This window comes from Mesorhizobium sp. Ca11 (genome assembly GCF_020165275.1).
In the GTDB taxonomy this organism is placed as follows: domain Bacteria; phylum Pseudomonadota; class Alphaproteobacteria; order Rhizobiales; family Rhizobiaceae; genus Mesorhizobium.
This window is the reverse complement of record NZ_JAIUHU010000005.1, coordinates 242,176-254,547: the sequence shown is the minus strand read 5'-3', so window position 1 is coordinate 254,547 and position 12,372 is coordinate 242,176. Positions and strand designations below refer to the sequence as shown.

General features: G+C 64.4%; 11 protein-coding genes. 9 read left to right on the top strand and 2 right to left on the bottom strand.

Annotation, left to right across the window (positions count from 1 at the left end):
- Position 1: 1 nt before the first annotated feature.
- From LB538_RS11530 to LB538_RS11515, 4 genes are all read left to right on the top strand, one after another.
- Entirely contained in the window at positions 2-925 is a 924-nt protein-coding gene (locus tag LB538_RS11530; protein WP_224523131.1) for a carbohydrate ABC transporter permease, read from the top strand.
- On the top strand, positions 922-1,800 hold the full coding sequence (locus LB538_RS11525; protein WP_140839207.1) for a carbohydrate ABC transporter permease: 879 nt from the start codon (positions 922-924) through the stop codon (positions 1,798-1,800). The genes LB538_RS11530 and LB538_RS11525 overlap by 4 nt, the downstream gene beginning before the upstream one ends.
- Positions 1,801-1,894: 94 nt before the next feature.
- Complete coding sequence (locus tag LB538_RS11520) at positions 1,895-2,635, top strand: ribonuclease activity regulator RraA (RefSeq protein ID WP_181174716.1); 741 nt, start codon at positions 1,895-1,897, stop codon at positions 2,633-2,635.
- A 26-nt stretch (positions 2,636-2,661) separates the two neighbouring features.
- Positions 2,662-3,717, top strand: a complete 1,056-nt coding sequence (locus tag LB538_RS11515; RefSeq protein ID WP_224523130.1) for an ABC transporter ATP-binding protein — start codon at positions 2,662-2,664, stop codon at positions 3,715-3,717.
- Between the two features lie 38 nt (positions 3,718-3,755).
- Here LB538_RS11515 and LB538_RS11510 read toward each other — a convergent pair whose 3' ends face one another.
- Complete coding sequence (locus LB538_RS11510) at positions 3,756-5,348, bottom strand: GMC family oxidoreductase (RefSeq protein ID WP_224523129.1); 1,593 nt, start codon at positions 5,346-5,348, stop codon at positions 3,756-3,758.
- A gap of 207 nt (positions 5,349-5,555) precedes the next feature.
- On the opposite strand from LB538_RS11510, the gene LB538_RS11505 reads away from it, so the two are divergent.
- From LB538_RS11505 to LB538_RS11490, 4 genes are all read left to right on the top strand, one after another.
- The gene (locus tag LB538_RS11505) at positions 5,556-6,638 is read left to right on the top strand and encodes a sugar ABC transporter substrate-binding protein (protein WP_224523128.1); all 1,083 of its coding nucleotides are present in this window, start codon (positions 5,556-5,558) and stop codon (positions 6,636-6,638) included.
- Between the two features lie 164 nt (positions 6,639-6,802).
- Entirely contained in the window at positions 6,803-7,786 is a 984-nt protein-coding gene (locus tag LB538_RS11500) for an ABC transporter permease (protein ID WP_224523127.1), read from the top strand.
- Positions 7,787-7,791: 5 nt separating this feature from the next.
- The gene (locus LB538_RS11495) at positions 7,792-9,294 is read left to right on the top strand and encodes a sugar ABC transporter ATP-binding protein (protein ID WP_224523126.1); all 1,503 of its coding nucleotides are present in this window, start codon (positions 7,792-7,794) and stop codon (positions 9,292-9,294) included.
- A gap of 4 nt (positions 9,295-9,298) precedes the next feature.
- A complete protein-coding gene (locus LB538_RS11490) occupies positions 9,299-10,267 on the top strand; it encodes an ABC transporter permease (RefSeq protein WP_224523125.1) in 969 nt (322 codons plus the stop codon).
- A gap of 83 nt (positions 10,268-10,350) precedes the next feature.
- Here the strand turns inward: LB538_RS11490 and gloA are convergent, their stop codons facing one another.
- The gene (gene gloA / locus LB538_RS11485; RefSeq protein ID WP_224523124.1) at positions 10,351-10,764 is read right to left on the bottom strand and encodes a lactoylglutathione lyase; all 414 of its coding nucleotides are present in this window, start codon (positions 10,762-10,764) and stop codon (positions 10,351-10,353) included.
- Between the two features lie 162 nt (positions 10,765-10,926).
- On the opposite strand from gloA, the gene LB538_RS11480 reads away from it, so the two are divergent.
- Complete coding sequence (locus tag LB538_RS11480; protein ID WP_224523123.1) at positions 10,927-12,369, top strand: FAD-binding oxidoreductase; 1,443 nt, start codon at positions 10,927-10,929, stop codon at positions 12,367-12,369.
- Positions 12,370-12,372 lie beyond the last annotated feature (3 nt).

The window sequence follows — 12,372 nt, the reverse complement described above, 5'->3', positions numbered from 1 at the left end:
AATGGCGGCCGTCGCACAGCACCGGGCGCCAGGGCGCCGGCGACGTTCGCCGCTGCCCTACACCTGGCAGAGAGGTTACCTCCTGGCCAGCCCGGCGCTTCTCGTGATGCTGGCCATCCTGATCTATCCGCTCGGATACTCCTTCGTCATGAGCTTCTTCCGCTGGGATCTGAGCGGGTCGGCGCCATTCATCGGAACGGGAAACTACACCGACGAGCTCTTTGGCCGCCAGTTCAACCAGGCGCTGCGAAACCAGACCATTTTCAGCGTCGTTTCCATCACGATCGAAGTGGTGGCTGGCATGGCGATCGCCGTGCTGGTCAACGGCAAATTGCGCGGCATGCGGCTTGCGCGCACGTTGCTTTTGGTTCCCCCGATGATTGCGCCCGCCGTCGTCGGCCTGAACTTCCGATGGCTGTTCAACACCCAATACGGCTTGGTCGACGCGCTGCTGCGCATGTTCAACCTGCCTGACATTCCGTGGCTCAACCACCCGACCTGGGCGCTCGTCTCGGTGATCGTCGCCGACGTCTGGCAGAACACGCCACTGATGGTGCTTCTGTTCCTTGCCGGCCTGCAATCCCTGCCGCAGGAGCCGCTCGAGGCAGCCACGGTGGATGGCGCGACGCCGTGGCAGCGCTTCTGGCACATCGTTCTGCCGCTGATGCGCCCGGTCATCATGATCGCGCTGATGCTGCGCATCATCGACACCTTCCGCACCTTCGACGTCGTCTGGCTGATGACGCAGGGCGGCCCGGGCGGCGCCACCAATCTGCTCACGGTCTATTCCTACCTGCTGGCGTTTCAGGCGGTGGATTTCGGACACGCGGCGGCGGTCTCCTACATCGCGCTGGGCATGTCGCTGTTCGTGCTCGCCCTGCTCTACGGAGTGCCGTGGCTGATTGCGAAACGGAGGGCGATATGAGCGAAGCCGTCATCGTCAGCGCACGTTCCATGCCAAAGCGCCGGCGCCGCCGGTTCACGGCGGGAATCGCCGGTCAGTATTTGGCGCTAGTCGTCACAGTCGCGCTCACCGTCTTTCCGCTGGTGTGGCTGTTCCTGACCTCGATCCGAAGCTCGGCCGATATCTTCTCGGTTCCGGTGCACATCATCCCCGAGACAGCGACGCTGACACAGTATGTCGCGGTCTTCGCCCAGTACGACACGATGGGCTATGTCTGGAACACCGTCATCGTCTCGGTGGCGACGGTCATCCTTGTCCATCTGCTGGCCATCCCCTGCGCCTATGCGCTGTCGCGCTTCAGGATGCCGGGCGCCATGCTGATCTTCGGGCTGCTTTTGATCATGCGCATGATCCCGGTCATCGCGCTTGCCATCCCGCTCTTCGCCGTGTTCGCCGCCATGGGCCTGCTCGACACTGTCTGGGCGCTGATCCTCAGCCATACGGCCGCCAAGCTGCCGGTTGCCATTTGGCTGCTTCTGGGCTTCATCCAGGATGTGCCGAAAGAGATCGAGGAGGCTGCCCAGTCGGATGGCGCCGGCACCGTGCGCACGCTGGTCCAGATCGTCGCGCCTCTGATTGCGCCGGGCATCGGCGCCAGCGCTGTCATCACCTTCCTCTTCACCTGGAACGACCTGCTGCTCGCGCTAACGCTGACCTCGAGCAAGGCCGCGCAGACGCTGCCGGTCGGTCTCACCAATTTCGTCTCGCAGTTCGGCATCGACTGGGGCGCCATGTCGGCTGCCGGCGTGCTCATGGTCATCCCGACTTTGGTGTTCGTCTGGTTTGCCCAGGGGCTGCTGGTCAAGGGGCTCACGACCGGCGCGGTTCGCGGCTGAACGGCTTCGACTAAGGTTGAATGCAACTGAGTGACGATTAGCGAGGGTTCGCACCTCGCCGCACATTGGAGGAAACGGAATGGAAGCTGACCAGATACCGGCGATACCGGACATTCCCCGGCCGTCACGAGAACTGGTCGACGCGCTGGCGGCGATCGGTTCGGCGACACTGGCCAGCGAGCTTTACCACAAGATGGGCATTCGCGATCCGCAAATCCGTGGGCCGCGTCCGCTGAGGCTCGGCAGCACAGCGGCGGGGCCGGCCCTGACCCTCCAGTGCATGCCGAAGCGCGAGGATCTGTACAACGAGACGGAATACGAGGAGCCGGAGCGGCAACTGCACCGGCACGTGCTTTATCCCACTCAGCCCGGCGACATGGTGGTGGTCGATGCCCGTGGCGATCTAGGCAGCGGTATCTTCGGCGAGATGATGCTGACCTATTTCGCCGGGCGTGGCGGCGCCGGCGTCGTTATCGACGGCTGTATTCGCGATTCCGCCCAGGCGGCGGCGCTCGACATCGGCATCTGGGTGCGAGGCGTCACGCCGAATTTCCATGCCCAGACCAACATCGTTCCCTTCGCCGTCAACGTTCCGATCGCCTGCTCGAACGTGCTGGTCATCCCGGGCGATATCATCGTCGCCGACGACGATGGCGTGGTTGTCGTGCCGGTCGGCCTTGCCCCCAAACTGGTCGAACTCGCCGGCGCGCATATCGAGTGGGAAGAGTTTTCGCGCTTGCGGCTCGCGCAAGGAGGAGACCTGCGGAAATACTACCCGTTGAGCCCCGAGGGCGAGGCTGAATACCGCGCATGGCGGCAGGCTCAACGAAAATGAGCCGTGCCGGTACGGGAGAAGAATAGGTGTCTGCAATCCAGATAGAACAGCTCGGCAAGAGCTTCGGGGCGGTGGAAGTTCTGCGCGACGTCAACATCGAGATCGCCAGCGGCGAGTTCGTGGTCCTGGTCGGTCCGTCGGGCTGCGGCAAGTCAACGTTGCTGCGCATCATCGCGGGGCTCGAAGAGCATACGACTGGCGAGATCCGCATCGGCGGACGCGTCGTCGACGAGATGCCGGCCAAGTCGCGCGACATAGCCATGGTGTTCCAAAGCTATGCCCTCTATCCGCATATGAGCGTGGCCGACAATATGAGCTTCGCGCTGCGGCTGGCCAAGGTTCCCCGGGAAGAGATCGTCTCCAGGGTGAAGGCCGCGGCCGAGATCCTCGGTCTGCAGGACCTGCTCGGGCGCATGCCGCGTCAATTGTCCGGCGGCCAGCGCCAGCGTGTCGCCATGGGCCGCGCCATCGTCCGCGACCCTGCGGCCTTCTTGTTCGACGAGCCGCTCAGCAATCTCGATGCCAAGCTGCGCGTGAAGATGCGTGCCGAGATCAAGAAGCTGCACCAACGGCTGGGACGAACCAGCATCTACGTCACGCATGATCAGACAGAAGCGATGACGCTCGCCGACCGCATCGTGGTGCTGAACAGGGGCCGCATCGAACAGATCGGCACTCCCTCCGAACTCTACGAGAACCCGGCCAATCTGTTCGTCGCAGGCTTTATCGGCTCGCCGGAAATGAATCTCATCTACGGCCGCATCCAGAGTGGCGCATTCATCGCGGAGCAGGGCCTACGCCTGCCCTTGCCTCACATGGCAGGGGTGGGGGACAAGCAAGGTGTGGTTTACGGGATTCGTCCTCAGCACATCGCTGTCGGAGGCAACCACGCACAGGCGAGAGTCCAGGTTGTCGAGCCGACCGGTGAAGCGCAGGAAATCACCTTGACCGCCGATGGCGTCGACCTGATGGCGGAGATCCGGGACCGGCCGCCCTTCAAGCCGGATCAGGAGGTGAACCTGGAGATCATGATGCATAAGGTACATCTGTTCGACGCCGAGAGCGGCAGGAGGATAAACTAAAGGAGCCTGTCCTTCCGGACTGTCCCCCTTCGAGTGAGCTATGCCGCTGGTGTCCTCCCGGTGATCATATCCGCCGCCTTCTCGGCCATCATGATCACCGCTGCGTTGGTGTTCGATGATACGATGCGTGGCATCACCGAGCTGTCGCAGACGCGTAAGCCTTGCAGCCCGCGCAGGCGCAGTTCCGGATCAACGACGCTGTCGGCATCGCCGCCCATGCGGCAGGTGCCGACCGGGTGGTAGGCGCTGCGGCCATGCTGGCGGGCAAAGGCTTCGAGCGCCGCGCGGCCCTTTGTCGCCGCTCCAGGCAAATGCTCGCGGCTGATGTATTTGGCGAAGGCCGGCTGAGAGAGGATCTCGCGGCTGATCTCGATGCCGTCGATGGCGCGTTCGACGTCGTAGCGTTCGGCGAAGGGATTGGGGTCGATAACCGGCGCATCGCGCAGATCCGCCGAGCGCAAAGTGACGCTGCCGCGCGAACGCGGCCGCACATGGTAGGAGTTCAACGTGCAGCCATTGCCGCCGGGGACCGAGCCGATGCCTTCCTCGACACCGGCCCCGGGCAGGAAATGAAATTGGATATCTGGCGTCTTTTCCGAGCGGTCGCCCCACCAGAAACCGCCGGCTTCGACGATGTTGGAGGCAACCGGTCCTTTGCCGAAGAGTGCATATTCGAGGCCGGCGACGGCCTGCCAACGCTTCTTCTTGTAGCGGTCGATGCCGTGCGGCCCGTTGAGTTCCGCGACGACGTCCACGTCCATGTGATCGTGTAGATTCTGGCCGACCCCAGCGAGATCATGCACAGCTTTGATGCCATGCTTTTCGAGATGCGCGGCAGGGCCGATGCCGGACAGCATCAGGAGCTTCGGCGAGCCGATGGCGCCGGCGGTGACGATCACCTCGCGCTCGGCGCGCAGCAACTTGGCGCGACCGTTGACGATGATCTCGACGCCGACGGCCCGACCCCTCTCGACGACGACGCGGCTGACCGTGGCGCCGGTGCGCAGCGTCAGGTTCCCGCGGCCGAGCGCCGGTTTCAGATAGGCGACCGCGGTGCTCGAGCGCCTGCCATTGCGCGTCGTCGTCTGGTAGAAGCCGGCGCCTTCCTGCTCGCCGGCATTGAAGTCGGCGCGGAAGGGTAGGCCAGCCTGCTGCGCCGCCTTGACGAAGATCCTGGTCAGCGGGTGCGGCGTGCCGCTGGAAACGCCGAGCGGTCCGTCGATGCCGTGCTGGGAACCGGCAAAAGTGTCGTTGCCCTCGGACCGAACGAAATATGGCAGCACATCGGCGTAGCTCCATCCCGCGCAGCCGAAGTCGGCCGCCCAGTCGTCATAGTCCTGTGGGCAGCCGCGCGTGAACACCTGGGCGTTGATCGAGGAGCCGCCGCCGAGCACGCGCGCCTGCGGGTAGACCATGACGCGGCCGTCGATCTCCTTGCCCGGTGCCGCGTCATAACCCCAGATCAGCGGCCCGGACGTCATCTTGAAGAAGCCCACCGGCATGTGGATGTATCGGTCGGTGTCGGGCGGCCCGGCCTCGAGCAGGACGACGGACAGGCCTGGATCCTCGCTCAGCCTCGCGGCAAGCACGCAGCCGGCCGAGCCGCCGCCAACGATGATATAGTCCGCCATTCTCGCTCCCTTGCCGAGGCAAATCCGGCCTCGCGCTTTTACGCGCGACGATCTCAAGTCGCTTGTGCCACGTCAAGAGAAAGGGTATGGTTGCCGTGTTGAAGGGTTGTCGTACAAGTAGAGGAACTTGACGGCCCGTCTCCGGAGGACCCGGCCGCGCTCCCTGCGCACGAGCCGGGCGGAAACAATTCAATCGGGAGGTTCGAAATGAAGGACAGCAATGGTCTTGTTTTTTCCGGCAGGGTGAGCCGCCGGACGCTGATGCTGGGCGCTGCCGCCGGGGCGGCGACGCTGGCGATGCCGAATGTGCTGCGCGCGGCCGACAAGCCGACGCTGGTGACGTCGATCCGCTCGTTGTCCAATCCCTATCACGCGGTGTGGAAGACCGGCGCCGAGGCTTATGCCAAATGGGCCGGGCTGGAGCACGTCACGCTGGTCTCGGAAGGCAACAGCGAGAAGGGCATCGCCGATATCAAAGCGATGCTGGCCAAGACCAACGGCAACATGGTGCTCAACTCCGATCCCAACGACACGCCCGACGCGCGCCCGATCGTCGAAGCATGCGCCAAGGCCGGCGCCTATGTCGTGACGCAGTGGAACAAGCCTGCCGACCTGCACCCCAAGGACTTCAACCCGAACTATGTCTCGCATATCGAGTTCGACGGCATCGCCAGCGGCAAGACCATCGCCGAGATTCTGTTCAAGGCCATGGGCGGCAAGGGCGGCATCGTCGCGCTCGGCGGCCTGATCTCGACTACAGCAGCGATTGAACGCAAGAAGGGCCTCGATGCTGCGCTCGCCGCGAACCCCGACATCAAGCTGCTCGACTTCCAGGTCGCAAACTGGAAATCCACCGAGGCCTTCGACCTGATGGGCAATCTGCTGACCCGTTTCGGTGACGACATCAAGGGCATCTGGGCCGCCAATGACGACATGGGCTCCGGTGCGCTCGAAGCGCTGCGCGCCGAAAACCTCGCCGGCAAGGTGCCGATCGTCGGTGTCGACGGCATCAAGACGGCGGTCGACGCGGTGCGCACCGGCGAGTTCGCCTGCACGATCACCTCGGATCCGTTCTGGCAGGGCGGCATGGGGCTGGCTATCGGCTACAACGCCAAGATAGGCAAGTTCGACCCGGCCAAGGAGCCGCCGGAACACCGCGAATTCTACGGCAAGGCGGTGCTGATCTCGCACGACAATGTTGAGGAATATTACAAGACCAATGTCGAGTCGAAGCCCGAGATTGACTGGAACGATCTCTGGGGCCGGGTGACCGGAGCGATCCGGGCCTGACCCGTTTGGGGCGGGCCGGCTTCTCCCTGGCAGCGGCCCGCCCCTTTTTGCCGGCGTCTTGCGCCCGCGGCCACGACGCCTGTCACCAGCAGACGGGAAGCGGTTTGTTGACAATCGATACAGAACCCCTGAAGTCCGTTTCGGACATCGAGCGGACAACGCTTATGACATTCCTCCCCGGCCGCATCGCCACTATGCTCGGCGGCAGGCGCTGGCGCAGGCTCGCGCCGTTGGCGGTGCTGGTCGTGCTGTGCGTTCTGATCACCATCGCCAATCCCAATTTCATCGAGCTGCGCAATCTGGTGCGGCTAGCGAACTCCGCCGCCGTGCCGCTGACACTGGCGATGGGCCTGACATTCATCATTCTGATGGGCAGCATCGACCTTTCCGTCGAGGGTACCCTGTCTGTGGCGGCGATGGTGGTGGTGCTGCTCGCCGCCAATGACAGCAACGGCAACGATTATGGTTGGTGGGCGGTGCTGGCGGCGATCGCCGCCGGCACGGTCATGGGCCTCATCAGCGGTCTCGTCCAGACGATGCTGCGCATCCCGTCCTTCATGGCGACGCTCGGCATGTGGTTCATCGGACTTGGCCTGTCGGTCTATATGCTGGGCGGCTCGGCCATACGACTGAACGACGCCTCGATCCGCAATCTCGCCTTGCACCGTTTCCTCGGCCTGCCGCTGGCGGTCTGGGTCGCGCTCGGCGCGTTCGCGCTTGCAGCGGTCATCCAGTATCACACCAGGCTTGGCCGCCACATATTGGCGATCGGCGGCGACGAGGACGTGACCAAGCTCTCCGGCGTCAATGTCGTGCGCGTGCGGATCGCGGCGTTTGCGCTGGCCGGCTTCTTCTTCGGCATTGCCGGTGTGCTTGCCGCGGCTCAGCTCGGCCAGTCGCACGCCGTCATCGGCGACGGCAGGCTGTTCGCGGCGGTCACGGCCGTCGTCGTCGGCGGCACGGCGCTGACCGGGGGCGAGGGTGGCGTCGTCAATACGCTGATCGGTGTGCTGATCGTCACCGTTTTGGCCAATGGCATGATCCTGCTCGGCATCTCGCCTTACATCCAGCAGACGGTGCAGGGCCTGATGATCATCGCGGCGGTGGCGCTGTCGCTCGACCGCGTTCGCCTGAAGATCGTGAAGTGAGCGCCATGCTGCATACAACCGGCATCATCAAGAATTTCCCCGGCGTCCAGGCGTTGCGCGACGTCTCCATAGAGGTGCGGCCGAACGAGGTGGTCGGACTGATCGGCGAGAACGGCGCCGGCAAGTCGACGCTGATGCGCCTGCTGGCCGGCGGCTATCGGCCGGATGGCGGTACGATCACCCTCGACGGCGAACAGCTCAAGCTACGCAACGCCCGTGACGCGGCCAGGAACGGCATCGGCATGGTGTTCCAGGAACAATCGCTGGTGCTCAACCTGACCGTCGCCGAAAACATCTATCTCGGCGAAGAAGACCGCTTCACCCGCTTCGGTCTTGTCAACTGGCGCGCCATGAATGCTGCGGCGCGCCGGCAACTGGCCAAGATCGGCGTCGACATCGACGTCACCGCGCGCACCTCCGAACTGACCTTCGCCGCGCGCCAGATGGTCGAGCTCGCCAAGGCGCTGACGCTGGAGGAGATGGTCGAGCGTCCGCTGCTCATCTTGCTCGACGAGCCGACCTCGGTGCTCAACGCCGCCGATATCGAGGTTCTGTTCGCGCGGGTGCGCTCGCTCAAATCCCGCGCCAGCTTCGTCTTCGTGTCGCATCGCCTCGACGAAGTGCTGGCGATTTCCGACCGCGTCTACACGATGAAGGACGGCGCGGTCGTGGCCGAACACCGCGCCGCGGAAGTCACCGCGCCGGAGCTGCACGAGATCATGGTCGGGCGCGGGCTGCAGGCCGAATATTATCGCGAGGCCCGTCAGCAGCCGCCGGGCGATAAGATCATGGTCGAGGCCAGGGGCCTGGGCGCCAGCGGCTTCTATCATGGTGTCGACCTTTCGATCCGCGCCGGAGAGATCGTCGGCATCGCCGGCGTCGTCGGCTCCGGACGCGAGGAGGTTACCCGTACGGTCGGCGGCTTCCTGCCACATGATGCGGGCGAGATGAAGATCGCCGGCGAGACGGTTCGCTTCAGCTCGCCAGAGCCGGCAGTGCGCAAGGGCATCGGCTATGTGCCGCGCGAGCGCAGGCTCGAAGGCCTGGTGATGTTTCTGTCGATCGCCGAGAACATTTCGCTGGCGGATCTCTCGAGCGTCATGCGCAACGGCGCCATCGATTACGGCAAGGAGCGGCGGCTTGCCGCTGACTGGATCAAGCGGCTCAGCATCAAGGCGCCCGGGCCCGACGCCGCCTGCCGCAAGCTCAGTGGCGGCAACCAGCAGAAGGTGGTGCTGGCGCGCTGGATGACGGCGGGCTCGCGCATCCTGGTGCTCGACCATCCGACGCGCGGGCTTGATGTCGGCGCCAAGGAAGAGGTTTACGAGCTGGTGCGCGACCTCTCGGACCAAGGCGTGGCGATCCTTCTGATCTCCGATACGCTGGAGGAGACGATCGGCCTGTCGCACCAGGTTCTGGTGATGCGCGACGGCGAGATCACCGCGCGCTTCGATGCCAGCCCCGGCAACAAGCCGGATCAGGTCGAGTTGCTACGAGCGATGGTGTAAGCCGATGAATGAAAGTTTTCCCATCAAGCAGGTCTTCGAGGGCAAGTGGACGCAAGGCGCCATCCCGCTGGTGCTGCTTGTCGCCCTTTTGCTGATCATCGAGATCGCCGCGCCCGGCTTCCTGACCGGCGAGACGCTGGCGCTGCTCTTTGCCAACACCGCCGTGCTGTTTATGCTGGCGACCGGCGTCACCTTCGCCATCCTGCTCGGCGGCATCGACCTGTCGATCCAGGCGGTCGCCTCGCTGGCGAGTGTGATGCTGGCGCAATTGCTGCCCTCGCTCGGCTTCGCCGCGTTCCCGGTGGCGATCCTGTCTGGCCTCGCCTTCGGGCTGCTGAGCGGCATCGTCCACGTCAAGCTGCGCGTGCCGTCCTTCGTGGCGACATTGGCTACCGGCGGCGTGGTCACGGGCCTGGCGCTCTGGGTCTCCAACGGCCGCGCCATCACCATCGAGGAAGCCGGGCGTGAAAAGACGGCGTGGATCAACGCTACGATTTTCGGCCTGCCGATGGTGGTGCTGATTTCGGCCCTGATCGGCATCGTCAGCTTCCTCGCGCTGCGTTACACCCGCTTCGGCCGCCAGGCGATCGCGGTCGGGGCCGGCGAACCGGCGGCGTGGGCGGCCGGCATTAATGTCGACCGCACCAAGATCATCGCCTTTGCCGCATCGGGCATTCTGGCGGCCATCGCCGGCGTCGTGCTGGCGGCCAGGCTGTCCAGCGGCTCGCCGGTGCTCGCCAACCAGCTGCTGCTCCCCGCCATCGCCGCCGTCATCGTCGGCGGCACGGCCATCACCGGCGGGTTGGGCGGCGTGGCGCGCACCGCGGTCGGCGCGCTGATCATCTCGATCGTGCGCATCGGCATGACCTTCGTCGGCGTCAACATCTTCCTGGAAAACATGGTGTTCGGCGCGGTGCTGATCGCCGCCGTCGCCATAACCATCGACCGCAGCAAGATCGCGGTCATCAAGTGACGAACCTATCCGCACCGCCTCCCAAGCAAACGCGGACGCAGTGGGACCGCATCGGCAATGAGCCGGTGCGGTCCGGGCTGAATTTACTGCATCGTGTCCAGGCCGATCAGCTCGATCTTGTAGCCGTCGGGATCCTCGACGAAGGCGATGTGAGTGGTGCCGTGCTGCATCGGTCCGGGCTTGCGCGGGATCTTGGCACCGCGCCTCTCGAGCTCGGCGCAGACGGCGTAGATATCGTTGACGCCGAGCGCCAGATGGCCAAAGCCGGTGCCGATCTCATAGGGTTCTTCGCGGCCCCAGTTCAGCGTCAGCTCAACGACGGCTTCCTTGTCCTCGGGTCCATAGCCGACAAAGGCGTTGGTGAACTTGCCGCCGGGATAATCCTCGCGGCGCAGCAAGGTCATGCCGAGTACCTCGGTGTAGAAGGCGATCGACTTGTCGAGGTCGAGCACCCTGATCATGGTGTGCATATAGCGAAAGCCGGGGGCGTCGCTCATTGGGAAAGTCCTCCGAATTCAGTGATTTGCCGGTCTGACCATCCACATCAAGCGGCTTCGGGAAGAAGCGTGCTATCGCTTGATGTTCTCAATCAGGGTTGTATGATAACACGACAAGATTAGTGGTTGTCCAGTCGTTTCCGGAAGGTCCAGGTTCAATTCATGAATGCAGTGCCGCCCATTTCCGCATCGCTGATCGCCGCCCTCGCCGGCGTGCTGTCCGATGGCGGGCTGCTGACCGAACCGCAAGACCTGGCGCGCTACAGCCGCGACTGGTCGGGCGACCATGTCGGCCGCCCGCTGGCGGTGGCGCGGCCCAGCTCGGTGGAAGAAATGTCGGCGCTGATGCGGCACTGTCATGCCGAGCGCATCCCCGTCGTGCCGCAGGGCGGGCTGACCGGCCTTGTCGGCGCGGCGGTGGCGGCTGACGGCAATGAGGTCGTCGTCTCGCTGGAGCGCATGAACAGGATCCGCTCGATCAGTCCGATCGACTTCGCCATGGTGGTCGAGGCCGGCTGCATCCTCGAGGACGCCAAGCGCGCGGCGGAGGAGAGTGACTGCATCCTGCCGATCACCTTTGGAGCGCAAGGCAGCTGCCGCATCGGCGGCAATGTCGCCACCAATGCCGGCGGCTTCAACGTGCTGCGCTACGGCATGACGCGCGACCTGGTGCTTGGCCTCGAAGTCGTGCTGGCCGACGGCCGGATCTGGAACGGGCTGAAGGTGCTGCGCAAGGACAATCGCGGCTACGATTTGAAGCAGGTCTTCATCGGCTCGGAAGGCACGCTCGGCATCGTCACCGCGGCGGCGCTGAAACTCTTTCCCAAGCCGACGCAGATCGAAACGGCGCTTGTCGGCCTACGCTCCGTCGAGGATGCAATGGCGCTCTATGCGCGGGCGCGGCGCGGTTGTAGCGACTTGCTAACCGCCTTCGAGTTGATCCTGCGCGGCGGTATCGAGATCGCCATGCGCGAGGGCAAGGATTTCCCCGATCCGCTCGGCAAGCCTTATCCCGCCTATGTGCTGATCGAGGTTTCGTCCGGTGGGCTGATCGACCTCAAGGATATGCTTTTGAGTTTTCTCGCCGGCGTCGAGGATCTTGTCGAGGACGGCATTGTGGCATCGACCCGGGCGCAGGCCGAGCGCCTGTGGCTTTACCGCGAGATCATGGTCGAGCGGCAGGGCCGCGGCGGCCGCTATCTGCGCACCGACGTCTCCGTGCCGATCTCGAAGCTTGCCGATTTCGTCACCGATGCACTGCTCGAATTGGGACGGGCGAGACCCGACGCGCTGCCCGTCACCTACGGCCATATCGGCGACGGCAACATCCATCTCAATGTCGTGCCGCCGGAGGGCATGGGGGCCGAGGCGATCGAGCATCTGTTCGAGGAGGCGGAAGCGGAGATTTTCGCCGTCGTCGACCGCTATAGTGGCTCGATCAGTGCAGAGCACGGCATTGGCCGGGTCAAGCAGCGGGCCTTCCTCGACCGCATCGATCCGGTGACGCTCGATCTCGCCGCAGGCATCAAGGACGCTTTCGATCCGCGCCATATATTGAGCAACGGCCGCATTCTGGCGTCCGCATCCGTGCTCGACTATAGGTGAGCG

Excerpts from the sequence above, each read along its gene's own strand:
- LB538_RS11500 (WP_224523127.1), top strand. The coding sequence starts at position 6,803 with ATGACATTCCTCCCCGGCCGCATCGCCACTATGCTCGGCGGCAGGCGC.
- LB538_RS11510 (WP_224523129.1), bottom strand. The coding sequence starts at position 5,348 with ATGGCGGACTATATCATCGTTGGCGGCGGCTCGGCCGGCTGCGTGCTT.
- LB538_RS11480 (WP_224523123.1), top strand. The coding sequence starts at position 10,927 with ATGAATGCAGTGCCGCCCATTTCCGCATCGCTGATCGCCGCCCTCGCC.
- LB538_RS11490 (WP_224523125.1), top strand. The coding sequence starts at position 9,299 with ATGAATGAAAGTTTTCCCATCAAGCAGGTCTTCGAGGGCAAGTGGACG.
- gloA (WP_224523124.1), bottom strand. The coding sequence starts at position 10,764 with ATGAGCGACGCCCCCGGCTTTCGCTATATGCACACCATGATCAGGGTG.
- LB538_RS11495 (WP_224523126.1), top strand. The coding sequence starts at position 7,792 with ATGCTGCATACAACCGGCATCATCAAGAATTTCCCCGGCGTCCAGGCG.
- LB538_RS11505 (WP_224523128.1), top strand. The coding sequence starts at position 5,556 with ATGAAGGACAGCAATGGTCTTGTTTTTTCCGGCAGGGTGAGCCGCCGG.
- LB538_RS11530 (WP_224523131.1), top strand. The coding sequence starts at position 2 with ATGGCGGCCGTCGCACAGCACCGGGCGCCAGGGCGCCGGCGACGTTCG.
- LB538_RS11525 (WP_140839207.1), top strand. The coding sequence starts at position 922 with ATGAGCGAAGCCGTCATCGTCAGCGCACGTTCCATGCCAAAGCGCCGG.